At 62.3% G+C, this 26,871-nt stretch carries 17 protein-coding genes, 1 tRNA gene and 6 pseudogenes; 6 read left to right on the top strand and 18 right to left on the bottom strand.

The features are described 5' to 3' along the window. Positions 1-11: 11 nt before the first annotated feature. The 8 genes from ABNX08_RS35995 to ABNX08_RS35960 form a co-directional block, all read right to left on the bottom strand. Complete coding sequence (locus tag ABNX08_RS35995; protein WP_349605373.1) at positions 12-842, bottom strand: SDR family NAD(P)-dependent oxidoreductase; 831 nt, start codon at positions 840-842, stop codon at positions 12-14. A 73-nt stretch (positions 843-915) separates the two neighbouring features. Further along, positions 916-1,335, bottom strand: coding sequence for a MaoC family dehydratase (locus ABNX08_RS35990; RefSeq protein WP_349605375.1), 420 nt, complete (start codon positions 1,333-1,335; stop codon positions 916-918). Between the two features lie 13 nt (positions 1,336-1,348). Further along, on the bottom strand, positions 1,349-1,792 hold the full coding sequence (locus ABNX08_RS35985) for a MaoC family dehydratase N-terminal domain-containing protein (protein ID WP_349605378.1): 444 nt from the start codon (positions 1,790-1,792) through the stop codon (positions 1,349-1,351). 54 nt (positions 1,793-1,846) lie between these two features. Beyond that, positions 1,847-3,037, bottom strand: coding sequence for a lipid-transfer protein (locus ABNX08_RS35980; RefSeq protein ID WP_349605380.1), 1,191 nt, complete (start codon positions 3,035-3,037; stop codon positions 1,847-1,849). A gap of 57 nt (positions 3,038-3,094) precedes the next feature. Further along, positions 3,095-4,015: a TauD/TfdA family dioxygenase gene (locus ABNX08_RS35975; RefSeq protein ID WP_349605381.1), complete on the bottom strand. Its 921-nt coding sequence runs from the start codon at positions 4,013-4,015 to the stop codon at positions 3,095-3,097. 102 nt (positions 4,016-4,117) lie between these two features. Continuing rightward, complete coding sequence (locus ABNX08_RS35970; protein ID WP_349605383.1) at positions 4,118-5,752, bottom strand: fatty acid--CoA ligase; 1,635 nt, start codon at positions 5,750-5,752, stop codon at positions 4,118-4,120. Positions 5,753-5,809: 57 nt separating this feature from the next. Then, positions 5,810-7,111 carry an MFS transporter gene (locus ABNX08_RS35965; protein ID WP_349605385.1) on the bottom strand — a complete coding sequence of 434 codons (1,302 nt, stop codon included), beginning with the start codon at positions 7,109-7,111 and terminating at the stop codon, positions 5,810-5,812. 130 nt (positions 7,112-7,241) lie between these two features. Continuing rightward, a complete protein-coding gene (locus ABNX08_RS35960; RefSeq protein WP_349605387.1) occupies positions 7,242-8,666 on the bottom strand; it encodes an aldehyde dehydrogenase family protein in 1,425 nt (474 codons plus the stop codon). A 135-nt stretch (positions 8,667-8,801) separates the two neighbouring features. Between ABNX08_RS35960 and ABNX08_RS35955 the strand changes: the two genes are divergently transcribed. Beyond that, the gene (locus ABNX08_RS35955) at positions 8,802-9,722 is read left to right on the top strand and encodes a LysR family transcriptional regulator (protein WP_349605389.1); all 921 of its coding nucleotides are present in this window, start codon (positions 8,802-8,804) and stop codon (positions 9,720-9,722) included. A 480-nt stretch (positions 9,723-10,202) separates the two neighbouring features. Here ABNX08_RS35955 and ABNX08_RS35950 read toward each other — a convergent pair. Both ABNX08_RS35950 and ABNX08_RS35945 read right to left on the bottom strand, forming a co-directional pair. Continuing rightward, positions 10,203-10,322: pseudogene (locus ABNX08_RS35950) on the bottom strand (transposase); the annotation flags it as partial. Positions 10,323-10,423: 101 nt separating this feature from the next. After that, on the bottom strand, positions 10,424-10,756 hold the full coding sequence (locus tag ABNX08_RS35945; protein WP_349605390.1) for a DUF883 domain-containing protein: 333 nt from the start codon (positions 10,754-10,756) through the stop codon (positions 10,424-10,426). Between the two features lie 645 nt (positions 10,757-11,401). Between ABNX08_RS35945 and ABNX08_RS35940 the strand changes: the two genes are divergently transcribed. Beyond that, a complete protein-coding gene (locus ABNX08_RS35940; RefSeq protein WP_349605391.1) occupies positions 11,402-11,839 on the top strand; it encodes a universal stress protein in 438 nt (145 codons plus the stop codon). Between the two features lie 382 nt (positions 11,840-12,221). Here ABNX08_RS35940 and ABNX08_RS35935 read toward each other — a convergent pair. Together ABNX08_RS35935 and ABNX08_RS35930 are read right to left on the bottom strand one after the other, a co-directional pair. After that, positions 12,222-13,232: pseudogene (locus ABNX08_RS35935) on the bottom strand (IS110 family transposase). Between the two features lie 76 nt (positions 13,233-13,308). Further along, a pseudogene (locus tag ABNX08_RS35930) lies at positions 13,309-14,045 on the bottom strand (transposase); the annotation flags it as partial. 1,433 nt (positions 14,046-15,478) lie between these two features. On the opposite strand from ABNX08_RS35930, the gene ABNX08_RS35925 reads away from it, so the two are divergent. Both ABNX08_RS35925 and ABNX08_RS35920 read left to right on the top strand, forming a co-directional pair. Then, positions 15,479-16,063, top strand: a complete 585-nt coding sequence (locus tag ABNX08_RS35925; RefSeq protein WP_349605393.1) for a hemerythrin domain-containing protein — start codon at positions 15,479-15,481, stop codon at positions 16,061-16,063. A gap of 853 nt (positions 16,064-16,916) precedes the next feature. Continuing rightward, complete coding sequence (locus ABNX08_RS35920) at positions 16,917-17,714, top strand: SDR family oxidoreductase (protein ID WP_349605394.1); 798 nt, start codon at positions 16,917-16,919, stop codon at positions 17,712-17,714. Between the two features lie 907 nt (positions 17,715-18,621). On the opposite strand, the pseudogene ABNX08_RS35915 reads toward ABNX08_RS35920, so the two are convergent. Together ABNX08_RS35915 and ABNX08_RS35910 are read right to left on the bottom strand one after the other, a co-directional pair. Beyond that, positions 18,622-19,641: pseudogene (locus tag ABNX08_RS35915) on the bottom strand (IS630 family transposase); the annotation flags it as partial. 499 nt (positions 19,642-20,140) lie between these two features. After that, a tRNA-OTHER gene (locus ABNX08_RS35910) sits at positions 20,141-20,213 on the bottom strand. A gap of 194 nt (positions 20,214-20,407) precedes the next feature. Here ABNX08_RS35910 and ABNX08_RS35905 point away from each other — a divergent pair. Continuing rightward, entirely contained in the window at positions 20,408-20,578 is a 171-nt protein-coding gene (locus tag ABNX08_RS35905; RefSeq protein ID WP_349604917.1) for a hypothetical protein, read from the top strand. An 83-nt stretch (positions 20,579-20,661) separates the two neighbouring features. On the opposite strand, the gene ABNX08_RS35900 is transcribed toward ABNX08_RS35905, so the two are convergent. Next, a complete protein-coding gene (locus ABNX08_RS35900; RefSeq protein ID WP_349604919.1) occupies positions 20,662-21,009 on the bottom strand; it encodes a hypothetical protein in 348 nt (115 codons plus the stop codon). Between ABNX08_RS35900 and ABNX08_RS35895 the strand changes: the two are divergent. Next, a pseudogene (locus tag ABNX08_RS35895) lies at positions 20,979-21,458 on the top strand (insecticidal toxin protein); the annotation flags it as partial. The gene ABNX08_RS35900 and the pseudogene ABNX08_RS35895 sit on opposite strands and share 31 nt — an antisense overlap. Positions 21,459-21,553: 95 nt before the next feature. On the opposite strand, the gene ABNX08_RS35890 reads toward ABNX08_RS35895, so the two are convergent. The 3 genes and pseudogenes from ABNX08_RS35890 to ABNX08_RS35880 all read right to left on the bottom strand — a co-directional run bounded on the left by ABNX08_RS35890 (position 21,554) and on the right by ABNX08_RS35880 (position 26,566). After that, positions 21,554-22,237 carry a hypothetical protein gene (locus ABNX08_RS35890; RefSeq protein WP_349604921.1) on the bottom strand — a complete coding sequence of 228 codons (684 nt, stop codon included), beginning with the start codon at positions 22,235-22,237 and terminating at the stop codon, positions 21,554-21,556. A gap of 298 nt (positions 22,238-22,535) precedes the next feature. Beyond that, a pseudogene (locus ABNX08_RS35885) lies at positions 22,536-22,828 on the bottom strand (universal stress protein); the annotation flags it as partial. Between the two features lie 36 nt (positions 22,829-22,864). After that, a complete protein-coding gene (locus ABNX08_RS35880; RefSeq protein ID WP_349604922.1) occupies positions 22,865-26,566 on the bottom strand; it encodes a DEAD/DEAH box helicase in 3,702 nt (1,233 codons plus the stop codon). Positions 26,567-26,871 lie beyond the last annotated feature (305 nt).

Below are 26,871 nucleotides of genomic sequence, written 5' to 3'. Positions count from 1 at the left end.
CTTGCTTCGTCTCAGACGCTGCCGATGCCGCCGCCGCAGACCAGCACCTGGCCGGTAACATAGTTCGACTCGGGCTGGCAGAACATGTAGACCGAACCGGCGGCTTCAACGGCGGTGCCCGGACGGCCGAGCGGGATCAACTTCTTCGACTGCTCGGCCAGCGCCTCGCTGATGCCGACCTTGATCTCGCGGCCTTCGATATTGACGGTGGCGCTTTCCTTGCCGGCGAACGGCACGGTCAGGCGGGTCTCGATGTGGCCAAAGGCGACGGCGTTCACATTGACCTTCAGGCGGCCCCATTCCTTGGCCAGCGCCCGGGTCATGCCAAGGATGCCGGCCTTGGCCGACGAATAGTTGGCCTGGCCTGGATTGCCGCCGGCGGCCACCGACGAGATATTGACGATCTTGCGGAACACTTCGCGGCCCTCCGCAGCCTCGGCCTTGGCGGCAGCGCTGATGACCGGATAGGCCGCGCGCAGGATGCGGAACGGTGCCGTCAGGTGGCAATCCAGGATGGCGTACCACTGCTCGTCGCTCATCTTCTGGATCACGTTGTCCCAGGTGTAGCCGGCGTTGTTGACGATGATGTCGATGCTCTGGAAGTGACTGACTGCCGTGCCCACCAGACGGTCGGCGAAGTCGGTAGCGGTCACGCTGCCGATGCAGGCCACCGCCTCGCCGCCCTGCGACTGGATCTGTTCGACGACTTCGTGCGCCGGTTCGGCGTCAAGGTCGTTCACCACTACGCGCGCGCCTTCGGACGCCAGCTTCAGGGCCACTTCACGGCCGATGCCGCGGCCCGAGCCGGTAACGATGGCGGACTTGCCTGCGAGTTTGGTCATTTGGGTTTTCCTTTGGATGCTCTGTTCGGTTCTGCTCCCCTCTCCTGCCTGGGGACGGGGAGACAACAATGGGTTAGTCCAGCGCGACGATGGCCTCGCCAACCAGCTTGTCCTCGCCATACTGGTTGGTCGACCTGATCGCCACCTTCACGCGCTTCTCGCCGTTGGCCTCGAATTTCTCGACCACCTCACCCGTGCAGGTCGGCTGGTTGCCCAGGTGGGTGATGCCGGTGAAGCGGATCGCGACGTTGCGCAGTGCCGCCTGTGGCGCCCAGCCGGTCAGCAGGCGGCCGAGGTAGGCGGCCGACAGCATCCCGTGCGCGAACACGTCCGGCATGCGCGACTGGCGGGCGAAGTCGATGTCGATATGGATCGGGTTGTGGTCGCCCGAGGCGCCAGCGTACAGCGCCAGCGTGGTGCGGTTGGTGGCCGGCAAGGCTAGGGCGGGCAGTTTGTCGCCCACCTTCACGTCGTTGTAGCGCGGTGCTTGCATCTGGAACGTCTCCTCAGCCACGGCGCTCGACCAGCGTGCTGCGCAGCTCCGCAACGCGGTCTCCCTTCTGGTTGGTGACGCTGGTTTCCTGCACGACGAAGTGCAGCGCCCCGCCCTTCTTGTCGTAGACGTCCGCGACCCTGGTCTCGAAGTGCAGTACGTCCCCGGCATAGGCCATGCGGTGGTAGTCGAAGGCCTGCTCGGCGTGCAGGATTCGGCCGAGGTCCATCTGCAGGACTTCCAACGTCTTGCGCAGCTCGCCCACCTCGCTGTTCAGGCAGAAGAGGAAGGTCGGCGGCACCGGCAAAGCCGGATGGCCGGCGTCGCGCGCGGCGGATTCGTCGGTGTAGATCGGGTCGGCTTCGCCGATCGCCTTGGCGAAGAAGCGCAGGCGGCCCTTCTCCACGTCGACGGTGCCCGCCGACATCTTGCTGCCTATGAGGCTTTTGTCTGCCATGTGTGGGTCTCCCAGTTCATGTCCGGTGGCGCCGCCACCCGGCGCCACCTTGTCCTAGCCGCGACCATAGAGCGTCACCACGCAGGCGCCGCCCAGCCCGAGGTTGTGTTGCAGCGCCAGATTCACGCCCTCGACCTGCGTCGGGCCAGCCATGCCGCGGATCTGACGGGTCAGCTCATAGCACTGCGCCAGGCCGGTCGCGCCCAGCGGGTGGCCTTTCGACAGCAGGCCGCCCGACGGGTTGGTCACGACCTTGCCGCCATAGGTGTTGTCGCCGTCCAGCACGAACTTCTCGGCGCCGCCTACCGGCGCGAAGCCGAGCGATTCGTAGGTCAGCAACTCGTTGTGCGCGAAGCAGTCGTGCAGCTCGGCAACCTGGATGTCCGACGGGCCGACGCCGGCGCTCTCATATACCTGTCGCGCGGCTTCCTGCGCCATGCTGAAGCCCACGACCTCGATCATCGAGCGGGTCTCGAAGGTCTTAGGGCTGTCGGTTGTCATCGACTGGGCCAGGATGCGTACGTCAGCGCGCAGGTTGTGCTTCCTGGCGAACGCCTCCGAGCAGAGGATGGCCGCAGCGGCGCCGCAGGTCGGCGGGCAGGCCATCAGCCGCGTCATCACGCCCGGCCAGACCACCGGGTCGGCCATCACGTCCTCGACGCTGACCACCTTGCGGAAGATCGCCAGCGGATTGCTGGCGGCGTGGCGGCTCGCTTTGACGCGAATTGCGGCGAAGGTTTCCAGCCTGGTGCCGTACTTCTCCATGTGCTCCTTCCCCGCCCCGCCGAACTGCAGCAGGGCGATGGGTATGCCCGCAGCCGATGCTTCCTGGTTGAGGTCCCGGGTGATATCGAGCAACGTGCCCAGCGGGGCCGGCCGGTCATCCCACTGCGACTTCAGCGCTCCCGGCTGCATCTGCTCGAAACCCAGCGCGATCGCGCACTCCACCGCACCGCTCTCGACCGCCTGGCGGGCCAGGAACAACGCGGTCGACCCGGTCGAGCAGTTGTTGTTGACGTTGACGATGGGAACCTGCGAGAGCCCCACCGGGTACAGCGCAGCCTGGCCGGCACAGGAGTCGCCGTACACGTAGCCGACGTAAGCCTGCTGCACCAGGTCATACGGGATGCCGGCGTCGCCCAGCGCCATGCGCGCGGCTTCCGAACCCATCTCGATGTACGTGCCGCTGGCGCCCGGCTTCGTGAACGGAACCATGCCGACCCCGGCGACTACGACTTTTGACATGTGAATCTCCTTCCCTGGTAATCAGGCAAACCCTGTTGGTGGTGGCGTCGTAGTGCCTCAGAACGGCACGTCGCCGATGATGGTCGCGCGCAGCATGCGACGGCGCGCGGGGAAGTAGTCCTGGACGGCGTAGTGCTGCGTAGAACGGTTGTCCCAGAAGGCGATGGTGTTGGCGCGCCAGCGCAGGCGCACCTGGTATTCCGGCGCGCTCGCCTGGCGGAACAGGTAATGCAGCAGGTCCATTTCCTCGATCCTGAAATCAAACCCGAATCGATACTGGCCTTCGTGTTGTTCCAGGTAGTTCGAAAGGTGCGTGGTGAACGCCTCGTTCACATACAGTATCTGTTCGCCGGTCTCGGGGTGCGTGCGCACGACGGGATGCGTCGCCGGCGGAAATTCCTGGCGGCGGGCCTCGCGCTGCTCGGTAGTCATGCGCGAACCGAAGGCCGGCAGGATGTCATGCACGGCATGCAGGCCGGCAATCCGCTCACGCACCGCCGCGGGCAGGCCGGAATGTGCCGCAGCCATGTTCACCCACAGCGTATCGCCCCCGACCGTCGGACATTCGAGGCAGCGCAGGAGCGAACCCATTGACGGACGCTTGCGCCAGCTCACGTCGGTGTGGAAGATATTCTCGCGCGCCGCCTGCGTGCTATCGCCTCCCAGTATCACCAGCTCCGGATGGTCGGGGTGGTGGGGAAACACGGGATGCACTTCAAGTTCGCCAAACCGCCGCGCCAGCTCGACCTGCTGCGCGGCACTGATGTCCTGGTCCCTGAAGAACAGCACCTTGTGCTTCAACAGCGCCGCGCGCAGTGCCAGGTACTGGTCGTCCTCGAGCGGCATGCGGAGATCGATGTTGCCGATCTCCGCCCCGAGGCACGGCGCGACGGGTTCCACCGTGAACGAGGCCTTCCGGATACCCGGGCGGATGATGGCCGGACTATTCGGCGCGGCCGCATATGCTTGTTCGCTCATTCCAATCTCCCTTGAGGCAGCCGATCCGGGGCTTACCGGACCGCGCCATTGATAGTTGCGCCTTTCAGCGCCTGACCGTCATCCTGCGCCGCGCAGCGCCGGTCAGGCCGGCTTGTAACGCTCGCGCAGGCGCTTCTTGTCGAGCTTGCCCACGCTGGTCTTGTCGATCTGGTCGACCAGCAGGATGCGCTCCGGAATCGCGTACTTCGAGATCGTTCCCGCCTCCGCCAGTGTGCAAAGGTGGTTGCGCACGGCGTCGGCGTCCAGCGGCGCGCCGCCGGCGCGCGGCACCACCAGCGCCATGGGCCGCTCTCCCCACTTGGCATCCGGCACGCCGATCACGGCCACCTCGGAGACACCCACAACCTGGGCGATGGCATCCTCGAGGTCGATCGACGACACCCACTCGCCCCCGCTCTTGATCACGTCCTTCGCCCGGTCCACCAGATGCAGGTAGCCATCCGCGTCGAAGCGGCCGATGTCGCCGGTATGCATCCAGCCACCCTCCCACAGCGCGGCGCTGGCATCGGGATTCTTCAGGTAGCCCTGGGTCAGATAGGGCGTGCGCACCACCACTTCGCCGACGGATACCCCATCCACCGACACCGCTTGCATGTCAGCGTCGACGACCTTCATCTGCGCCAGCAGCGCCGGGATTCCGGCACCGACCCGCACGTCGACTTCACGCTCGCGTCGCGCCTGCGGGTCGGCAATGTCTCCGATCATGTCGGTCTTGATCTGGCCCAGGCTCAGCAGCGGGCAGGTCTCCGACATGCCATAGCCCGAGCAGATGTCGATGTTGCGCGCCAGCGCCTGCCTGCACAGGGCGCGTGACAAGGCACTGCCGCCGATCACCACCTTCCAGCCGCCAAAGTCAACGTCCTGCGCAGCCGGCGCCGACAGGACCATGTGCAGGACGGTCGGCACGCAGTGCGAGAAGGTGACGCCTTCCTTGCGGAACAGGTTCAACAGCTTCGACGGCTCGTAGCGGCCCGGGTAGACCTGCTTCCAGCCACACAGCGTGGCGATGTACGGAAAGCCCCACGCATGCGCGTGGAACATCGGTGTCAATGGCATGTACACCTCGTTGCGCGAGAAACGCGCGTTCCCGCCGGCCTGCGACAGCGTCGCCAGCGCAGTCAGGCTGTGCAGCACGAGGTCCCGGTGACTGAACGAGACGCCCTTTGGCTGGCCGGTGGTGCCCGTGGTGTAGAACAGCGTCGCGCGCGTGTTCTCATCGAACTCCGGGAACGCATGCGCCGGATCGCCGGCGGCGAGCAGCGCCTCGTATTCGCCTGCCCAGTCGAGGTCCGACGGCACGTTACCGTCGGTCAGGCAGATCAGGCGCTTGACGCGCGGCAGCTGCGCGCGGATTTCCCGGACCAGCGGCAGGAAGTCGACGTTGACAAGCAGCGTCTCCGCCTCGGCATGATCGAGCGTATAGGCGATCTGCTCGGGCGACAGGCGGATGTTCGTCTTCATCAGTGTCGCGCCCAGCATCGGCACGGCGAAGTAGGCTTCCAGGTAGCGATGGCTGTCCCAGTCGAGTACCGCCACCGTGCTGCCCCGGCCCACCCCAAGCCGGGTGAGCGCGCTGCCGAGCCGCCCGATGCGTTCGACCAGCGTGGGATAGCCAAAGCGCACGCGGTCTTCGTAGACGATCTCCTTGCGCGAGCGCTGCGCGATCGGCGTGACCAGCAGCTGCTTGATCAGCAATGGGAAGTTGTATGCGGTCATTTGTCTCTGCTCCAATCAGTGTCTTGATTTGATTTTCCTGCCAGTCGCCACGGCCTGTCAGTGGCTCGATGCCGGTGCCTCGCCGTGATAGCCGTAGCCAGGCGTCGCATGCCGGCGCACGGACAAGGCGGCCCGGGCCGGATCGATCGCCACGCCCCCTGCTAGCGCTCCGACCACCATCAACAGGCCGCAGATGGCGAAGCCGGCCTCATAGCCCGCGCTTCCCGTCATGCCCTGCACCAGGAAGCCGGTGACCAGCGGCGCCAGTACGCCGGCAAACGAGGCAATGGAGTTGTCGATGGCCAGGACGGCGCTGCGCTGCGAATCCGGCACAACCTCCGCCAGGATGGCCGGCCCCACCGCATACATGATCTGGGTCAGGCCGAGCGTGAGGCCGATCAGTGCCGCGCGCCACAGCGGCGGCAGCCCGCCCAGCCAGACCAGCACGAATGCCGCGCCGCCCAGGGCAACGACCGCCGCGGCGACGCGTCCGCGCGCCGTCCTCGACGACACCCCGCGCGCCAGCAGCTGGCGCACCAGCCACGATCCCGCGATGCTGACCGGCAGGCTCATGGCGATGAGTGCCGCGTACAACCGTCCCGACTCGACCGCGCCGTACCCCAGGCCCTTCTGCAGATAGGCCGGCAGCCATGTGAGCGTCAGAGCCAGACCCCAGTAGGAGAAGAACTTCATGGCCATGCAGGCAGCGACCGTCGGTTCGGCAAGCAGCCGGCGATAGGGCACGTACATGCCCTCCTTCGTCTCGCTTTTTCCAGCGCCGGCGTCCTTGCCTTCCTTGCCGAGCGCGACCCACAGCAACGCCCACGCAAAGCCGATCGCGGCCAGCGCGTAGAAGTTGGCGCGCCATCCCCAGTGCGCCGTCACAAGCGGCATGGCCATGCCTGCCAACAGCAGCCCGATGGCGCCGCCTTGCGCCAGGCAGGCCACCGGCAGCTCGCGCTTCTCGTTGGGAAACCACTTGTAGCAAGCATGGACCGCGACGGGCCACGCCGGCCCTTCGGCGGCACCAAGCAGCACGCGCGCCGCCACGAGCACAAAGAGGCTGGACGACATGGCCATCGGGATTTGCAGCACCGACCAGGCCAGCGCCATCGCCAGCAGGATGCCCGTCGTGGGCAGCCGGTTGGCCAGGAAACCGCCGCTGACGCCGGCGATGGCGAACAGCCAGAAGAAGCTGCTGCCGACCAGCCCGAACTGCGCGGGCGACAGGTTCAGCTCCGTCATCATCGGCACGGCCAGTAGGCCGACCGCGATCTTGTCGGCGAAATTGATAACCATGTAGACCACCAGCAGCAAGGCGGTGCGCCACGCCATGGCCGGTTGATAAGAGGTGCTCATGCGTTCTCCAGCAAGGTGCACGTCGCCGCGGCGGGTCGCCATCGCGGGCGGCCGCCGGGGACATCGTCAGTGGGACAGCGTGGGGAGCCGCGGCACGCGCGCCGCGTCGGACGGCGGGCTGCGTGCCCGATCAGAGCGACGTCACCGTCTTGATCTCGAGGAACTCAGCCAGTCCTTCCGGCCCGCATTCCCGCCCGTTGCCGGAGGTCTTGCATCCGCCGAATGGCGCGGCGATGTCCAGCATGGCGCCGTTAAGGAGGACGGCGCCCGCGCGCAGCCGCGCCGCCACGCGGCGTGTGCGCTCCGGGTCCGTGCCCGCCACGTAGGCGGCCAGGCCGTAATCGGTATCGTTGGCGATGGCGATCGCCGCTTCCTCGCCGTCGTAGGGGATCATCACCAGCACTGGCCCGAAGATCTCTTCGCGTGCGACTGCCATGTCGTTGCGGACGTCGGCGAAGATGGTCGGCCTGGCATAGAATCCGCGTTCGAGTCCCTCCGGACGCCCTGGTCCGCCCGCAGCCAGCCGCGCGCCCTCCTCCAGGCCGACGCGGATCATGCGCTGCACCTTCTCGTACTGAGCGCGGTTGGAGATCGGGCCCATGGCGGTTTCCGGATCGGCGGGATCGCCCACGCGGATGGCGTTGGCCGCTGCCGCGGCAATGGACACCGCGTCTTCGTAGCAGTGGCGCGGAACCAGGATGCGCGTGGGCGCGATGCATGTCTGGCCCGCGTTCATCATGCCCTGTGCCACGCCGCTCGCGACGGCGGCGTGCAGGTCGGCGTCATCGAGAATGACCAGCGCAGATTTGCCGCCCAGTTCCTGCGCGACACGCTTGACGGTCGGCGCGGCGTTGATGGCCACTTCCACCCCGGCGCGGGTCGAGCCAGTGATGGAAATCATGTCCACATCGCGATGCGACGACAGCGCGGCCCCGACCACCCGGCCGTCTCCGAATACCATGTTGAACACGCCTGCGGGCACGCCGGCCTCGTGCAGGATTTCAGCGAACAGCACGGCATCCAGCGGCGCGATCTCTGACGGCTTGAGCACCATCGTGCAGCCCGCCGCGAGCGCGGGTGCCACCTTTGCCGCGATCTGGTTCAGTGGCCAGTTCCATGGCGTGATCAGCGCCGCCACGCCGACCGGCTCGCGCCGGATCCAGCTGCGGCCGCGCTCGCTTTCGAATTCAAAGTGACGCAGAGCTTCGGTGGTGGCCTGGATCTGGCCGAGTCCGATGGGCGCCTGCAGCGTGTTGCAGAGGGTCGACGGGGCACCCATCTCCTGTCGCACCGCTTGCGCCAGTTCGCCGAGGCGCGCCTGGTAGCACGCCATCACGCGTTCAAGCAGCCCGATACGGGCCTCGCGCGTGGTGCCGGACCACGCCGGCAGCGCTGCCGTGGCGGCCTGCACGGCACGCCCGGCGTCCTCCGCGTTGCCCATGGTCAGCTTGCCGATTACCATCTCGGTCGCCGGATCGGTGATGTCGGCGTAGGTTGCACCGGCGCACGGGGCTACCCACGCGCCGTTGATGTAGAACTTGTCCAGCACTTTCATGTTGTCTCCGTTTCCCTTCATCCGGGCCGTCCCGTTCGTTGCCGGGATTTGATGCGCTGACTTTAGGATTGCCGCACCGATTCGTCCAATGCATAATCAGCATCCGATCAATGTGTCTGACGCAATGCGTCCAGTATGGATCTCCGCCGTCTCACCCACGTTCTCGCCCTCGCCGATGAATTGCATTTCGCGCGCGCCGCCGCGCGCGTGCATCTCAGCCAGCCTGCGTTCAGCCGCAGCATCCAGGCCGTTGAGGCGGAACTGGGCTTGCGTTTATTTGAGCGGGGCGATGCGGATGTGCGCCCGACACCCGCCGGGCAGTTTGTGATCGAGGGCGCGCGCAAGCTGCTGTTCGATGCCCGCTGCCTGCAGCGCGATATCGATCTTTACCGGGATGTCGAGCTCGGCGACACGGCCTTCGGGGTCGGGCCGTTTCCGGCGGTCACGCTGATGCCGCGGGTGCTGCCCGAGCTGCGCCAGCGCCACCCCAAGGTCGGCTTGCGGGTGGTTGAAAGCAACTGGAAGCAGTTGCTGGAACGGCTGCGCGCGGAAAGCATCGAGTTCTTTGTTTCAGACACCAATGACCTTCCCAGGGAAGCCGCACTGACTATCCGGCTGCTGCCCCCGCAGCAGGTCGAGTTCTACGCTCGCGCAGGTCATCCGCTGGCTGGCAATCGCTGTGCTTTCGCGCAAGTCTGGCAATTCGGGCTGGCATCGGCGACGCCCCCGGCCATGATGCAGGCCGCCCTGGCCGCAGCCTTGGGCCAGTCACCCAGCGCCGCCGTGCCGGCGCTGGAATGCGACAACTTCGCCATCCTGCGCACGGTGGCGCTCAGCACGGAAACGGTACTGGCATGTACCCGTGCCCTCGTCGTGGCGGACGTCGATGCCGGCACTCTGGTCAGACTTGAGGTCAAAGATGCTCCGGAACTGATCGTACGCCCCGGGATCGTCTCGCTGACGGGGCGCACACCTTCGCCAATGGCGCGATGCGCCATGGAATGCATAGAAAGGGTAGCGAACAGCTTGTGGGAATCGGCCGCCGGGCAGGGCTGACGTGCCGCGTAAGGTCTCCACCGTCACCGAGTCAGGCCCGCTTGCAGGCTTGCCCTGCGATGCGGACGCGGTCCGCATACTCAGGAAGCTCTGCTCCTCGGCGGTCAACCCAGTTGACGGTGGGCACATCGAGCACTGTTTGGAGAGCAGTGTGATGATGTCAATCTCGGCCTGAGTCTGGGCGCCCTCTACCTTGTCGTGTTGCGCCACGCCTTCCGGATGAACCAGACCGCCCCGCTCACCGCCGCGGCAATGAAGCGAGTGCCCCGCCGGTGCCCCTGGCATGTATGGATCCGACGCCTTTTGCAGGCTTCTTGCTCGTGATGTCGAAACGATCTGCATGCATGTATCCGGCTTGCCCAATGGGCGCTTGCCGAAGCACGCCCGCAGCCTCGATGAGATCCGCGCATCCTGGCCTTATCGAATTCACGGCTCGCCGGACACGGCGGCCGGCACGAAAAACAGGCGTCAGGATGCTGGTTTAACCACAGTGTCGCCGCGCCGGCTAATGCCGTGCAGACGAGGCTTGCCTCCCGAAGAGCACTGGCGAGGCACCTGGCCGAGCCAGACCGCCAAATGTCGGCCGTCCCTGAATTGCTTCCGGCAAGGGGCTGCAGCCATTTGCCGGCATGGCAAACACCACGTGTCCCATGCGGGACTACCACGTGTCACTGCCATGCCGGCGCCGCAGTCACGAATGCCTAACGGTGGCTGGCAGCCAGCGCGACGATAGCGCCTGTGGTTGCCGCGATGGCGGCCACGGTACCCATGCTTTGCCACGGATGCTCATGAACGTAGCGATCGGTCGTTGTCGCCCACTCGGAGACTTTGGCGCGGCCCTCATCGCGCAGTGCAACGAGGCGGTCCTGCAGCGCGCGCTGCCGGGCTTTAAGTGCGTGGCGCTCAAGGCTGGTCCCTACGCCGGTTTCGGCTTTGACTTCATGAAGGAGCGCCTGCACGTCGGCCATCAGCGTATCGACGTCGCGGGCCAATGCGTCCTTGCGCATGGAGAAATCGGATCGGATGTCGTTCATCTTGCGCTCCTGTTAGCAAAATCATCGCGGTGCGTCGCGCAGCACGATTGGCACTGTGTCAAATATAGGCTTGGGTTGACAGCCCGGCATGACAAACAGCAAGCCACGACGAAGCAGCTCGGAAGGGGGCAAGAGGACCGTGGAATCAAAGCGACGGAAGTATCGTCGCGCTTATGCCACGAAAGCCTCTTGTCGCTGACGAGGGCTCGCTTGCCCGTCTTCCTGGCGTACCGCGCGCTGTACATGCGGTCTGGGATCAGATCCTGGTTCAGGAGGTCATCGGAATATCTGTACACCGATGGCATGCGGCGCTGCAACATCCCGCTGTCGCAGGTGAGCAATCCTCCCATTGCGATCAACGCCGTAGAATTTCTCGCTCAGCGTACCGCTGTCGCCGCCGGCCCTTTGTTGACGGTTGCTGCAGTGCTAGGCTGAAGGCGAAATCTTGCCGCCCAGGCGGAGACACCAAATTGTCGAAGCACCAAGGCTGACAAGGGAGCTACACCGCCACGAGTCCCCCTGTTCCCCTGATCAGAGAATCGAGGAGCGCGTCACGTCAGAGCAGGAACGCTTGTCATACCATTAAGTTCGTAACGCGTGCCAGGGGGCAAGGCGGATGGCCCGGCCGGCCATGAGGAGGTCAACATGTTTCAGCATATCTTGGTGCCCACCGATGGATCGGCACTCTCCGACGCTGCTGTGCGCATGGCGGTGACACTCGCCAAGGCATTTGAGGCGAGGATCACTGGATTGCATGTCATCCCGGAATTCCATGTCTTCACACATCGGATCGACATGCTGGAGGATAGCCAGGAGCGCTACGCACAACTTGCCGAAATGCATGCGGAGCGATACCTGGCGGTGGTCGCACAAGCGGCACATGAAGCGGAGGTGGCATGCGAGACGATCAGCGTTACCCACAATCACCCCTATGAGGCGATCATCCGGACCGTGGAGGAACGTAACTGTGACCTCATTGTCATGGCGTCGCATGGCCGAGCCGGCCTGCAGGGGCTACTGATCGGCAGTGAAACCCAGAAAGTCCTGACGCATTGCCGGATCCCGGTTTTCGTGTTTCGCTAGTCCGAAGTTTGACTCGGAGACCAAGCTGATATGACTCTGTCTCCCGTTTGCGAGGGCCTTTGTGCGCTCTGACCTGACTAGGTTGGGTTGCAGCTTTATACATGGCCCCCCCTCTTTGCCAAATGACTTGCTCTACGGCGCGCAGGAGATGGATTGCTTATATACATACGGCCTGTGCGTTGGCGCTCCTACGCGCCTGGCCCCGATGAAATTCGCTGACTCGCACCTCATTTCCCGTAAGAGCTCGAAGCTCTTTGTCATATACAGGTTTAGCAAGTCACGGTCCGACCTGATTAGTCATCACACTCAATCGCCAACGCAACCGCTTCAACATGTCCCTCGCGATGCAGACGGTTATTGTGTTCTGCTCGGCGCACGCCGTTCATGTGGGTTTCACGCTTACGAAATCCTTCTCGTAGTGCCGATCATGGGAAAGGATCGCCCAGATTATACGAGCCATATTGTTAGCCAAGGCTACGAGTACAACGTTCGGTGGTCGTCGTTTTCCGATGCGCTCGACCCATTGCCCGGGATCCTTCGCGTTGTACAACACACCGCGAGCGCCGTGAATCTACAGCGTGCGCAGATACGTATCCCCTCTCTTGCTGATCCCCAGCAAGAGCACCCTGCCGCCGGAACCCGTTTATCTGGGTACCAAACCGAGCCAGGCTGCAAACTCGCGCCCCGATCTGAATGACTTGGGGTCTCCCATCGTCGCCACCGCTGCGGTCGCTGTCAGCACGCCGATGCCCGGGATGTCGATAATCGCCTTGACAGCCTTATCCTCTCGCATCCATTGTCGCAGCCGTCGCTCGATCCCGGCGATCTGCTCGTCGAGCTTCCCCAGACCGTTCCACCGCTCTCGCAGCGTGTCGATCAGCACGGCCGGCAGGCGTTCGGCGACCCGTGCCAGCACAACCGGCATCGCCTTGTCCAGCGCAGTGCGGCCCAGGCCCATCACTTCGCCATACTCAGTCAGCAGACCGCGCAGATTGTTGATCTGCATCGTGCGGAACTTGACCAGTTGTTGCCGCATCCTGTGCAGTGCCAGCACGGCCTGCTGCCCTTCAGTTTTCACTGCCACCGACTTTCCGGGCTGCTGCACCGCTAGCCAGATTGCACGCGCATCGGCCGGGTCGTTCTTGTTGCCAATGTTGAAGGCCTTGACGAATTTGGCGGGCATCAGCTTCACTTGGTGCCCCATTGCGACAAGGCGCCGCGCCCAGTGCTGCGAGCCGCCGCAGGCTTCCATGCCGATTAGGCAAGGTTCGCGATTGGCAAAATGCTCCAGAAAGACTGCTCGCTTAAGACGTTTGCTCATGATCTCGCCGGACTCCTGGTCGACCCAGTGCACCTGGTCGGGTAGTAGCGACGCATGGGGGCGGACGGGCATGTCCACTTCAACCACGGCAACAGTAAGTGATCCGATTGTCGCGCCTTCACTATCTACTATCGCCTGCAATATGGGCTCAAGCCGGTTTCATCTGTGCACCATCAGGAATTACGCCATCCTTCAGGTAGCGCCATAGCGCAATTACCAGTCGCCGCGCCACCGCGACGATGGCGATCCGCCGTGCCCGACGATTGGGGCCCGTACCTTGGGAGCGCTGGTTGAACCACTACGTCAGCACACTTCCGGGCTGATAGCGCAGCCACTGCCAGGCGGTCTCGATAAGCTGCGTGCGTACCCATCGGTTGCCTTGTTTGCTGATACCCGACTCTCGCCGCTGTCGTACGGCTGGGGCACCAGGCCGACGCACGCACCGATTTCGCGGCGGTTGTTGAACTCCCGCCAGAACAGCTCGAGGGCAAGGCGCGAAGCGCCCACTTCGCCAATCCCCTTCAGGCGCGCCAGCGCATCGCAACGCTGGCGCGCGGGTGCTGGTACGTTTGTCTGTCGCGTCTTCTCCAGCGCGGCAAGTTGCTGTTCGACGAGTGCCAGCCGTTCGCACTCGCGCAGTAACCGCTCACGCAACTCGCGCGGTAACGGCGCACCGTCGTGACAGCGCACCTCCTCGCGCTCGAGCCGGTCGGCGAAGGCCCGGTGATCAACCGCATCCCAGCAGCCGAGCGTGGCCAGGAACTTGCGCATCCGGTCGGGGTGCTGCAGGACTTCCTCCTGCAGTTGCCCTCGCTCGCGCATCAACTGGCGCGATGCCTCGTCCTCAGGTGACGGTATGTGAATCGCGTGCATGCGATCGCGCTCGCGACGCCGGCGGCATGCACGCAACCAGGGAAAGAATGCCAATGAATGAGAGTATGAGAGCAGGCTTTCGAGGCGTGTCGATCCTTGATAGCAGATTTTCGTTCGCCCAATCGGGAATGCTGAAGATGCCGCAGGGCGGCCCATGCCCCGCATGGGCCCGTCTCATGGCGTCGGTTTGGGAATGAGGACTTTACAGAGGCGCTTCGAGCACTATTCGGCCTTCGCGGGAGCGCAGGCGCATCCAGTTCCGCACTGGCAATGCGGCCCGCAGGTGCATCCAGTTCCGCAGGCGCACGGATTTTGCTCAGCGGTTGTCTGGCAACCGCAGTCGCAGCCGGCGCCGGGGCAAGCAGCGCAATCGCAGGGGGATTGGGTCGTGGTATTCATGGCAATGCTCCTTTCTGTTGGAAACGAGACGCCAGTGTGCGACCACTGAAGACGGGCGGCTTGAACGAAACGGCTAAGTTCGCCTAGACGCGCTGGACGCTGATCCCGCCGGCCAGCACGCCGAACATACGCTTGAAAGTGCGGGATGAAAATGAGCGCAACAAGTTCGCACCGAGCCTCGAAGGCGTGCGGTTGGTGGGCGCAAATGATCGCCGCCGTATAGGCAGCCCAGTCTTTCCCGGGAGTCTGGATACGCATCGCCCCACCGGATAGCGCGAGCGTCACCTGGATGGCGTGATGCGCATGGGACCCGGTTTTCTCCTCCGCATGGCCGAGCCAGACACTGCCGCCGCGCCACAACACGATCCGCCCGGTTCCGAAGCGCTTTGCACCGCCTCCGCGTTGTCCGTTGGTCATCATTTAACCTGCCAGCAGAATCGCGATGACCTGATTTTGGCAGAACAGCGCGGGCGACTGTGGGTGCCGACCGAGGCGCTACGGCGCTGCAAGTACACCAGTTCCAATGAAATGCCTGTCGCATCGGCCCAGCCGATATTGAAGCATGAACTGACTTTGCGGCCCATGCTTTGCACCTTCCAAAGGCGCCTTAGTAAGACATAACTTCATGATCGTGAAATTATAGCCTCATCCACCCGCCCCCCGCTTTGGCGCGGTCGCCTCGATCGGCAGCCGCCGGGACAGTCGGCCGGACCCGCCGAGATCCAGGAGAACTTGCGTGGCGTCGTCTGCTGCGGAGCAATCTCGAGGGTAGGCAGTACCTAAACGAATGCTTTGGTCGATGCGATCGAGTGGACCAGCGTGGGCAGGGTCTACAGGCACCTGCTTCGTGAAAAATGCCACGCCTAATGCGTGAAGGTTCAAATGACAAGCTCGACAGTTCGCTGCGCGTCGTCATTCCATCTGGAGTCTTATTGATCTGTATCAGCCCCACATGGTGAAGGGAGACTATGGTGTCAATAGGATCTCGCAAGTCCGATAGGATCCGGACTCAACGGTCCACTCGACCAGTCTCCCTGGAGGTCGCCATGACCAACCCACTTGCCGTCTGGCATACCGACCATATCAATTTCGCCTGCCTACTCGACCTGCTAGAGAGGCAGGTGTGCGCGTTTTACCAGGAAGAGCAGCCAAACTACGGTTTGATGGGCATGATCATCGATTACATGCGGAAATATGGCGATTGCGTTCACCATCCTCGGGAGGATGTTGCATACGCCCTGCTCGTTGAACGCGACCCCGCCATGCGCATTGTGGTTAGCCGGCTTCTGCAAGAGCATCGTGTGATTGCAGCGGTAGGCGAAGAGTTGCTCAGCCGGCTTCGTGAAGCAGAAAGAGATGTCATAACGTCGCGAACGGCTTTGGAAGCCGCTGCAGCCATGTACCTTGCTTACTATCGCAATCATCTCTCCACTGAGGAGAAACAGGTCATGCCCCGTGCCGCGCGCCTACTGACCGAAGAGGATTGGGCAGAGGTCGCGGCCACTGTTCCGGCTTGCTCCGATCCCCTCTTTGGAGAAAATGTACACGAGCGTTTCGCGGCCTTGCGCAAACAGATCGACGGGGAAGCAAGTACATTCACTCCCCTCACTGATCATCGCGAGTCAGCTTGATTTGGTGTACGTACCGTGGGCCAGGAGGTATAGGGATATATTAGTAGGCACGACGGCGCCCAAAGAGAATAAAGAGTTCAAGTCTGCAAGAGCGCGCTGATCCCTAGCATGCCGGTCGCAATTGGGTAGCATCTGCGAATGACTCATCTTCACTCTCGTTCGCCAGGCAGAGCACGCTTGCATCCATCTTTCATTCGAAGCTGCACATGATTGCCCACGAAAGCGATCTACTGTAGCTCTTGTCCTCAGTTCGCGAACACTAGAGGTCTCAATTGGCCTCGATAGCTGCCATAACGCCCGTTATCGTGCCCTGACGCGCGTCTGCAGCGACCGCCGGCCAGGGCGGCGCGGCTGCCCTCAGATTCTCCAGGGCGGTCGCATTAAGGCTGACACATGCCGGTCAAGGTTAGAAGCCCCGTTGTCCGGCATAGCGTCCGCCCGCATCGCACGGGGTGCAGCGGCTCTGGTAAAGAACTAGTGAAAAACGCAACAAGGAAGACTGCTTTGCGGCCGGGGCTAGGCTGGCCTAGGGTGCAAAGCCCAACGGCAGTTGTCGGCTCCGGCCGCTCATTGAGCGCCGAAGACCTGGCATTCTCGGCGTCATTTGCGGCGGACTCCCGATCCGCCGGCTCGGCCGCTGGGTAACGGTTACCTGGACGTTCGTCAGAAAAGGCCGCGAGGCGAGGCAGGCCGTCCACCGGCGACACGTCGCGTGCACTATAACTAACGGACACAGGTGGCGCCGGGCGTTCCCGCCCAGTTCGCAATGTCCGCCGAATGTCTGCCAATCGCCCTGTCCGGCGTGCTGCTGTAGGCGTGGCTGGATATCACCAGCCTATCGAGGGAGATCGGCATGTCCGAGACAAGCAAAGTAGTCCTGGTGACGGGGGCTACCGGCAGCATCGGGAGCGCTGTCTGCTCACGGCTGGCGCATGCGGGTTATTCGCTGATTCTTGCCGCGCGCGACATTAGCAAGCTGCAAGCCGCCTGCGCGAGGCTCGAGAGGCAAGGCTGCCATTCATATCGCTGGCTCTCCGTCGACATGTCCAGCGATGCCTCTGTCGCATCCTTTTCCCATGAGCTTGCGGCGGACGGAACCGTCCTCGACGGCGTCGTACTGATGCCACCGCAGATGCGGCCCACCGGCGAATGCCAGCCTCCGGCGGACACGTGGCGCCAATTGTTCCAGGGCCACTTTATCGGCCCCCTCGAACTCCTCAAGAGCGCGATCTCTACAATGCGGCCGGAACCCTCCCAAGGACGCCGGGCAAAAATTGTCATCATTTCCGCCATCACCTCCGTGCAAGCCCTTGGAAACTATGCCACCAGCAATGTCCTGCGTTGTGCCTGGCTGGCCCAGGCCAAGACGCTTGCTTTCGCAATGGGCGAGAGAGGGATTCACGTCAATACCCTCTCCCTCGGAGGCACGCTGACCCCGGACTATGTGGCATCGATCGAGCAGCGAGCCACAAAGGCTGGCATGACCTTCCCTGAACGGTTAGCCGAGGAAACCTCGAACATTCCCTTGCGCAAATATGGAAGCCCGGAAGAGGTGGCCATGGCGGTCGAGGTCTTGTTATCTCCCTTCTCCGACCACATGACTGGCGTGAATCTGCTGCACGATGGCGGGTCTACAAGAGCATATTACTAGCGGGTAAGAGAGCAGCGTCTCCGCTGCTCCCTCCCCAAAGAACCGTACGAGCGACTTTCACCGCATACAGCTCAAGCACAGCTAAAGCATCAACTTCGTGATACCGGGCTTGTCGTCTTGCACAAGCCCTTCGCATTCGTCGTATCGTTGGTCCATCTCATCACTGAGACGAGGGCGCTGAACTGCTATGAGGCAGCCTCTTCCAAGCTTCCCCCACGTCGAACCTCAGATATTGGTTTGCGACAGCCACACTTCGCGGAAGTCTGCACCCTTTCAGGTCGGGGCAAAGTTTGAACCCCTATGCACGCCATTACAGCATGCCTTTCGCTTTCTCCGCGTTCTCTTACCCGCTCCCTCAACAGCCTCCCTCGCGGGTCACCTGCCGCTGAACCGATGTCCCGAGTCAGTGGCGAGGGATCGGGCTTACCACGTTCCCGTTTTTGCCGACCCAGCAGCAACCTGAGCCTATCCGGTTAGCACCTGCCTATCCCCCGGTAGCGCTCTGGCGACGTGCGTTCAACCATGAGGAACACAACCGGCCACCCACCTTTTGGTTAGAGCCTCTCAGCAGCTTTGGCTCTGCATTTCTTACGAGGTTTAACAGCAGTTCACTTACGTTGTGCATACGGAATTTGCCTTGCCCCCACACCGCACGGCTGCTGGCAGTGTCGGACCTCCCTCGTCACCGAGAAGGACCTGCTTCTGCAGAGTACTTTGTCCCCGGGGCTTCACACTCGATCGTTACCAATCGCGCATGCCCGGGTAGGCAACTGTTGGTCGCACAACAGGTCGCAGCTTCAATCGCCATGATTCGACGATCAAATACGACAAGACAAAAACGAACTTTACCGCCAACTACATGCCGCTTGACGCGCGGCTGACGGCGACACGTGTCGCACCATAGGTCAGAAATATAGCGGACAGATGGGTGCCTGAAAAACGAGCGCACGAGCTTCGGGTTGCGTCGAATTTTTGCAAGCTGCTCGTGAACTCGCGGGCCCAGCTCTTCGCCTTTTTGCAAAGGACGTCGCGCGACGCCGTTGCGCTTCACGTGACTCCACACCAATTCATCTGGATTTAGGTCAGGTGCGTAACCGGGCAGGAAATGCAAGGTCAGTTTGCCCTGCGTACTGGCGACGTAGGCTTTGACGATGGCTTTCTTGTGCGCTGGCAATCCGTCTACGATCAGATGTACTGCCTTCTTTCGATTGAGCATCAGCTTCTTGAGCAGCGTGACAAACAACTCGCCGCTGAGCCCGCCTTCGTACGTAGCAAACCAGAAGGCCCCCTTTGAATTGACGGCGGACGCCGCGCTCATGCTTTGCCGCTGGCCCGGTCGCTCGACAATCGGCGTTTCGCCGCGCGGCGCCCAGGTCTTGCCATGCACCGAGTCAGCTCGAAAGCCCGATTCATCCCAAAAGAAGATATCCGCCTTCTGCTCACGAGCCTGCCTGGCAATAGCCGGATACGTGTCGTGCTGCCAGCGATCAATTGCTTCCGGATCGCGCTGGTAGGCGCGCTGCAGTGGCTTTTGCGGCGTTAGGTTTAGGCGTGCCAGCATCGCACCGATCGATGCCAGGCTCAGCTTCACGTCGAATTTTTGCTGTACCAGTTCGCGAACCAGGTTGCGTGTCCAGAGGCCGAAATCGAACCCATACTGCATCGGATTCTTGCCGTTGATCCATCGCAGCACCCGCTGCTCCTGCGCAGACGTGAGCGCACGGGGGCGACCCGTGCCTTTGGTCGAGCGCAGCGCCCGTACACCTCGGCCGTGCGCCTGGGCGCGAACCTTGTATGCCCACGACCGATTCATCCCGAACGATGCAGCGACATCATCCGGATGCTCTCCCTCTGCCATGCGTTGCACCGCTAGGATGCGCATTTCTTCAAGCGTATTGTGAGCCAGACTACGACCGTCCCGTTTCATGATCGCTCCCCTCAATGTCTATTGCTCAAGCATAGATCATTTGTCCGCTAAATTCCTGACTTATGAGTAAGTGTTACACCAGCGAAGCAACGACTCCGGCCATAAGCGGTGAGTGGCCACAACCCAAATGGACCGCTGTCGGCCAAGGCCGGCCGTTTGACTGCGGGACTAGGATCGTTCAGAAGCAGACGTTGGAGCAAGCGCCGGCGCGGAACGGCATGAGCACTTTGTGGGTCGCCGCCTCTGCCTTTGCTGTATCTCGCTAAACCACGTTCAAAGCGCCCGCTGCGTGAGACGGGACTGTTCACTTGCGCAGCGCCCTCGATGAGGATCCGCTCGGCGTAAAGGATTGATGCTCAGTCCCGACAAGGTAAGGGCTTTCGTCGTCTTGTCAGTGGGTATGTCGAAAGTGAACTGCGTTATCGGGCGCGGCTACCGGAGCTTTGGGAGGATCCAAATGAAGCCTCGCTCGCTTCGTCGCCGTCGCAGATGAATGAGTTGGTTGCGGCAGATGGAATCGAACCACCGGCCTCGGGGGGCGTACCCGCGCGTTGCCACTGCGCTATGCCGCAATTTGGCCCATTGTGCCGGTCTCGGCATGTGGCGCCTCTGTGCGGATTCGCACTGGTAGTGACTGTAACGGCATGTCGAGGGGCGCTTTTGCAGAGAGTGCCGAGTAGCGGTAGCAAACGAGAACGCCCATAGGGAAAATTTGGAGCCCCAGGCGCCCCACACGGCTGGACGCGGCGAAACACGAGTCACGTCAATGGAATACAACATTCTGCAAGCAGGCAGCAGTGAAATGAGCGATGCGCTAGAGCGCCTCATTGCCATGGTCAACGCCGACATCAAGGACGAGGGGACGCCCGTTGGGGGTGCTGCGCTCGTGCAAAAAACCTGGTGGGTATTACATGGCCTGGCAGACCATGGTATTTAAGTGCGGCAGCGGCAGAGGGAGAAATTTTAAGTTTTGAAGACTGCGCGGCCGCCAATGAACTGCTGCTGGATCTGGCAAGTCAGTCACTCGTCGACTTCATCGCGTAGCTCGTCCAATTCGATAGCACGCTCGCGTAGGGATTCGAGCCGATTCAGGAGTTCCCATTCGCTCCGTTTTTCTCTAACCTCCAAGTACCTCTCCAGCCCGCCGACGTCCTCTGGCGGACGAGCGCCAGATCCCGCCACACAGCGTCGCCGCACCTCAGGATGCTGCTCCAGCGTGCGCCGCTCGACTCGGATATCGTGCCGCCACCAGGCATTTAGGTCGTACACGTAGACGAAGCCCTCGTGCTCGCGCAGAGCAAATGTGCTCAGCGTCAGCGCGGTAGTCGTCGTGAAAAATTTCGCTCGCCTCGCTCGACCCGCTGGCACTGGTCAAATTCAGAACCACGGGCAGCTGCGACTTTAACGTGCCCGAAGCGCTGTTCGATCTCGACCATCCTGGGCAGTACTTCCGTCGCATCAAGACGGTTAGCATCAGCATGCCTTGTGTTGCGGGGCCGCAGACATCTATCGCCGCGAAACTATCGCTGACGAGCAACAAATACCGCAAGAACCCCAGGCCTGACAATCTCGCACTCACCGGTTATAGCGAAGACCCAAACAACGACGAACGCTTTGTCTACAACCTCGGCAGCATTCAATCGATCGCCATCTCGACCGCCCAGAAGGACGGCGGCATGTTTGACCTCAATTTCCGCGATGAACGATATCTGCCGTTCGAAGGCACGGGCGCCATCAGCACCCGGCGGTGCGAAATGAGCAAACCGGCATTGGCGCAGTTCGATTACGGCACGATCGCCGACGTCGTACTACACCTGAGCTACACGGCAAGCGAAGGCGGTTCGAGCTTGCGCAGCCTCGCCGAAACCGACCTCCTTGACCGTCTTAGCCAGATCAAGCAGGAACTGTCGCGTCACGCGCGTCTCGTGCGCGGGTCGGCTTTGGCGTGTTCGATCGCCGTAAGTGTTTCTGAGTCCAGCACTGCCTGGGCATCGGACGAAATGGCAAACAGTTTGCCGTCGATGTCATGGACGTGTAACTGCTCATGGGTGACAGCATCCGTCACCAGCGCGCGGCCGGTCAGGCGCAGGGCGGCTTGGAGATGTGACTGTCCCGAGACGATCCGGTAATTACGTCCTTCTGATCGTCTCACCACCGCGTCAGTGGGGATCTCGCTGAGCTCGATAGCGCCGAATCCGGGGAGCGACATTTCCTCGATGCGATTCTTGATGCAGGCGACCATCACGGCCGCGCCGGGGCGCTCGGTTGCCGCAAGCCGTTCATATTGATCGAGGAGGATGTTGGCCTTCTCGATTGAGGGCGTCGTATAGACAAAGGATTGGATGGCGGTCGGCGGGCGAGTCAACCGGGTCGCCATGATTGCGAATGCCCAGTCCCTTTTGTAATTGCAGTGTGGGCAAACCCAGCCGTATTTGGTGGCAATCAGGATGCCAGGGGCGCCACCTTCGACTCCGTGGCGATGATCGGCGCTGTTCCTGCAGATGAAGGCGCGCAGAACCGGGCCGCCGAGGCCAACCTGGTTCTCGTTGAGCCTCTGGACCTGATCGTCGGTGAACGGTGCGCGAATGTAACTCATGGCATTTAAGACGGCAGCTTCCGCGTGGCGTGGCTATCGCTGCGCAGCCGGCACCCGGGACGCTCGGGAGTCTGCCCGGCGGCTAACAGAAACGCTGGGCGCCAAAACACACTGCGGCCCCTCCTTCCAGTTTATGCCCGGGAGAAAGTCAATGCTGCTTTGGCCGGGCCCGAACCTTTTTGTGCTGCTCGACCTCAATCCACTCCCAGGAATGGCCGGAATTGCGGTCTCGCGACGGCCCCGAAAGCCTGCCGGCATAGCGTGCGAGTGTAGCGCTTCGCACTCGCACGCCAGTTCGTCAGCGATAGACCAACACCGGGCAGTGCGTCAGCACCCGTTGGTTTCACTGCCGACCAGCAGGCTTTCCAGCCCGCGTCGTCCGTGCGACGCCATGAAGATGACGTCACATCCATGCTTGGTCACCGCATCGATGATCCCCTGGTACGGCATCGAGATCGTCATTTCGGTCTGGCATGTGACGCCTGCTGCCTTGGCTTCCGCCACAACCTCGGCCAGCCTGGCGTTGGCCACTTCTGCCGCACGTCCTTCGAACGCCTTGCGGCTTGGATGCCCGGCATCGCCCGACGACAGACGCGACTGCGGCCAACCTCACCAAGCATTTCTAACTCAGCTTTCTGCCAAGCTGAACAGCGTCTTGAGCTCGTCCCCGCTAAGATTACCGATCCACTGTTCGCCCGTGCCGACTGCCAAGTCGGCCAGTTCCCGCTTGGCGCGAATCATGTCATTGATCCGCTCTTCAAACGTAGCGCGAGTGATGAATCGGTGGACCTGAACGTTGCGCTGTTGGCCAATGCGATAGGCTCGGTCCGTTGCCTGCGCTTCCACCGCTGGATTCCACCATAGATCGTAGTGGATGACGTTGGAGGCCGCGGTCAGATTTAGCCCTGTCCCGCCGGCTTTGAGCGACAAGATAAAAACACGCTCGGTACGGTCGTTTTGAAATCGCTCGACCATCGCATCTCGACTGGTTCGCGCGACACCGCCATGCAGAAATAGCGGATCGCGGCCATATCGCTGTCGCAGCCAACTGCAGAGCAGGTTTCCCATCTCGCGGAACTGGGTGAATACCAGCACCTTTTCGTGGCTGGCGTGGATATCGTCGATGAGCTCGAAGAAACGCTCCGCTTTGCCAGACGCCGCCGCGTCGGCCTGTCCCTGTTTCAAATACTGCGCCGGATGATTACAGATCTGCTTCAATGCCAGAATCATCTGCAGCACCAGGCCTTGGCGCTTGAAGGTGTCGGATTCACCCGAGATGACTCGCAATCCTTCCTGCACCACCGATTGATACAGCGCCGTCTGGGCCTTGGTCAGCGTGCAGTATTGATCCTGCTCGATCTTGTCGGGCAGATCGCTGATGATAGCCTTGTCGGCCTTCAGGCGTCGCAGCAGGAACGGGGCCGTGACCCGCTTGAAGCGCTGCACGACATGCTGATCGCGCTGGATCTGAATAGGCATCGCATATTCCCGCGCGAACTGGTTGAGGTTTCCCAGATAGCCCCGGTTGGCAAAGTCCAGGATGCTCCAATACTCGGACAAGCGGTTCTCCACCGGCGTCCCACTCATGGCAATAAAGCTGGTGGCCGGGATCGCCTTTACGGCCTTGGTCTGGGCAGCAGCCGGGTTCTTGATGTTCTGGGCCTCATCCACGACGACGATGCGCCATGCCAGGGCATGGAGGGAAGCAGCAGCCGTACGCGCGATGCCGTAGGTCGTCAGCAGGACATCGGGCCGAATCATCGCGAGTTCACGCTTGCTGCCGTGGAAGATGCCAACCTCCAGGTTGGGGGCAAAACGCTCAATTTCCTTCTGCCAATTGGTCAACAAACTGGTCGGCACGATTACCAGGGCCTTGGCGTCGTCAAGCGCACCATCCTCCTTGAGCTTTTGCAGCGTAGCGATGACCTGCAGTGTTTTGCCCAACCCCATGTCATCTGCGATCACGCTGCCTAAACCGATGCGCGCGTTGCGATAAAGCCAGGCATAACCCCGCTGCTGATAAGGGCGTAGGGTGGCATTGATGCCGCGAGGCAACGGGACCGTGCCCGCTTCCACCAAATCTTGAATGATCTTGCGGGCCTTGGCATCCAGGCCCACGGTCGTGCCGGCGAATTCGCCCGCGAGGGCGACGCGCAACAGTTCAGCGCCGGAAGGCACCGATGGATTAAGCAGTTGGGCACGCAGGCGCTCGATCTCTTTTGGATCCAGATAGACGTACGCCCCTTTGAAACGTACAACGTCTGCGGCATCCTTCACCAGCCTTTCAAACTCGGCGCGCGTGAGCAGATGATTACCAACGGCTACTTTCCAGTCGAAGGCAAGAACATCGTCGGCGCCAAAAAAACCCACCGTATCGGTCGCCGTACCCTTGATCTGCATCGACAGGCGGGGTCGCAGCAGACGGTCGAGCGCCTTCGGTAGCAGCGCGCGAATCCCGAGCACGCGAATTACCGGAAGCGTGTCAAACAGCAAGGCCGGCAGCTCATTCGCGGCAATCTCGATAGGGGCCTTCGCGCCAGCCCTGATATAGGCATTGAGCGGTGGGAGGAACTCAGCCAATAGCGCGATGGTCTGCAGAATGCCAAAACGGGCCTTCGACCAGGACCGATCGGTCAGGATCGCAGCCAGTGGTACTGGCTCCCCCAGTGCAGCCGATCGGTGCTCGATTGCGAGTGTCAGCCCGAAATGGCCCGCTTTCGCCTCTTCGAGGCACAGCACCGGTGCATGTTCTCGGTGTGCCAGATGGTATCGGGATAGCCAGGTGTGAATGCCGGCGGCGATTTCCCCTTCACCGGGACCGTCGTAGCAGGCTCGGCCGGTGCAGAAGAACAAGGCCAGCGTCTTATTCCCGAGGGGCTTTTCGCTGGCGCCATCCGCCCATGCGTGAATGAAATGATTCAGAAACAGGGAAAAGAGGAATGTTGCCTGGGCCTCCCGGGTGAGGACAGTCCGCTTCCTTCCCTTTCCCGTCTTGACCATGCCAGATGGCAAGGCAGCGGCAAGGCGCTGCATGAGGTCACCTACGACTCCATCGAGCGTGGCCGGAATCCAGCGCAGCACGACAGTGTCGGTACCCTCCAAGAGGATTTGGGGGACCACCGCGCCACGCGCGATCAACTGCAGCGCCATCAGTCGGACGTGGAACAGCGCGGCAACCTCGGGCTGCAAGTCTGGCAAATTGCTTACATTCACCTGGGCCAATGCCGTTTCCAGCGCATCGATGGTGGTGACGTCCTTCGTGCCGAACACCGAAGCGTGCAATCTTGCGTCCAGTACAATCGCCAGCCGATCATCACCGGAGAACGTGACACTCTGTGCGTCGCCGGCGCCGGCATCCATTGCTTGTCGCGCCGCCTTGCCCACTCGTGCCAGCACACGCCGCAATGTCTCACGAAAATCTCCGTTGGGAAAGAACGTGGGTTGGGCCGGCAGCACGTGCAGCAGTGGACCGGACAGGTCCGGAATCCCGGACAGATCAAGCTGATCAAGCGCAGCAAGATCCCCCGCATCAGCCAGTGTCTCTGCGTTTGTCGGCAGCAGTTCGGTTAATGTGGGCAGGACAGCCCCAGCTGCCGGCTCCAGGTGGATGTCGCGCGATTTCAAGGCTTTCGCGAGGTCAACCCCTCGCAACGAGAACACCAGGAACGGATTGCCGTCGATTTCCCGGCTCAGGAGGTAAATCACAGCAGCCAGGTGCTTGCAAGGCACGGCCCAATCGGGGCAGGAGCATTGCATATCGAGGTCCTTCCACCGGGCGGGGAAGACGGAAATCCCAAGATTGCGCGCGTGGTCCAGCACCGACGGATCCAGTTCCCGGTTGAGCATCCGGGCGATCACGGTGGGCTCGGCGGCGATGGCGTCCAGAAGCCGTGCGGAATCCTTGGCGGAAAGCGGCGGCACTGTGATCGTCACCTGGTAGGGACGTGGCCGGGAGCCCTGTACCTGGGCGTGGATCGTCCCGGCCCTGACGACAAGATCCTTGACCGCCCCTTTGTTCGCGTAGGTCCGCCCGCGCGGCAGACGATTGTCGTAGTCGATGTGTGTCAGGGCATTGAGCCATTGCTCGCCCCACCACGTTCTACCGAAGGACTGTCGCACCACTGGTCGGAATCCCTTCAATGTTCGGTGGATTTTCTGATTTGGGGGAAATCCGCTATCCCAATCGGTGCCGTTCCCCGGCGGCGGATCAAAGCACCCCGCCGCCTCCAGTTCCTCCATGGTCAACCCGTACTCGGCCAACTGGGCCTGGATCCAGCGGATCGCCTTCGCCCGCTCACTTCCTTCTGTCATCGCTACCGTCGTCGTCACTGCGGTCATCCGGGTTTAGAGCGGCGGCAGGCGCCCCCCTGTTCATTGTCCTATTCATCCTTCGCGGTCTGCGCCGGACCGCCGGCCTTGCGCCGCCGTCCACCACCGTCACCCCGCTGGTGGCGTGGTGCTGCACCTGGAGGCCACAAGCCAGTCGGTGACAGCCTAGGCTTCCAGCTTGGCCTTGCCCTCGCCCTGGGCCACCAACCCCGCGTATTGCGACACGGCGCCAACACTCACACCTGTCGCCTTGGCGATCCGCCGGCGCGACAGGCCACAATAACGCGTGTGTGAAAATAGGCACC

It is taken from the genome of Cupriavidus sp. DF5525, from assembly GCF_040149425.2.
Taxonomy (GTDB): Bacteria; Pseudomonadota; Gammaproteobacteria; order Burkholderiales; family Burkholderiaceae; genus Cupriavidus; species Cupriavidus pickettii_A.
This window is presented reverse-complemented; position numbering and strand designations above follow the sequence as displayed.

Bases quoted from the DNA above. Each gene is read 5' to 3' on its own strand.
- ABNX08_RS35995 (WP_349605373.1), bottom strand. From the start codon at position 842: ATGACCAAACTCGCAGGCAAGTCCGCCATCGTTACCGGCTCGGGCCGC.
- ABNX08_RS35990 (WP_349605375.1), bottom strand. From the start codon at position 1,335: ATGCAAGCACCGCGCTACAACGACGTGAAGGTGGGCGACAAACTGCCC.
- ABNX08_RS35985 (WP_349605378.1), bottom strand. From the start codon at position 1,792: ATGGCAGACAAAAGCCTCATAGGCAGCAAGATGTCGGCGGGCACCGTC.
- ABNX08_RS35980 (WP_349605380.1), bottom strand. From the start codon at position 3,037: ATGTCAAAAGTCGTAGTCGCCGGGGTCGGCATGGTTCCGTTCACGAAG.
- ABNX08_RS35975 (WP_349605381.1), bottom strand. From the start codon at position 4,015: ATGAGCGAACAAGCATATGCGGCCGCGCCGAATAGTCCGGCCATCATC.
- ABNX08_RS35970 (WP_349605383.1), bottom strand. From the start codon at position 5,752: ATGACCGCATACAACTTCCCATTGCTGATCAAGCAGCTGCTGGTCACG.
- ABNX08_RS35965 (WP_349605385.1), bottom strand. From the start codon at position 7,111: ATGAGCACCTCTTATCAACCGGCCATGGCGTGGCGCACCGCCTTGCTG.
- ABNX08_RS35960 (WP_349605387.1), bottom strand. From the start codon at position 8,666: ATGAAAGTGCTGGACAAGTTCTACATCAACGGCGCGTGGGTAGCCCCG.
- ABNX08_RS35955 (WP_349605389.1), top strand. From the start codon at position 8,802: ATGGATCTCCGCCGTCTCACCCACGTTCTCGCCCTCGCCGATGAATTG.
- ABNX08_RS35945 (WP_349605390.1), bottom strand. From the start codon at position 10,756: ATGAACGACATCCGATCCGATTTCTCCATGCGCAAGGACGCATTGGCC.
- ABNX08_RS35940 (WP_349605391.1), top strand. From the start codon at position 11,402: ATGTTTCAGCATATCTTGGTGCCCACCGATGGATCGGCACTCTCCGAC.
- ABNX08_RS35925 (WP_349605393.1), top strand. From the start codon at position 15,479: ATGACCAACCCACTTGCCGTCTGGCATACCGACCATATCAATTTCGCC.
- ABNX08_RS35920 (WP_349605394.1), top strand. From the start codon at position 16,917: ATGTCCGAGACAAGCAAAGTAGTCCTGGTGACGGGGGCTACCGGCAGC.
- ABNX08_RS35905 (WP_349604917.1), top strand. From the start codon at position 20,408: ATGGAATACAACATTCTGCAAGCAGGCAGCAGTGAAATGAGCGATGCG.
- ABNX08_RS35890 (WP_349604921.1), bottom strand. From the start codon at position 22,237: ATGAGTTACATTCGCGCACCGTTCACCGACGATCAGGTCCAGAGGCTC.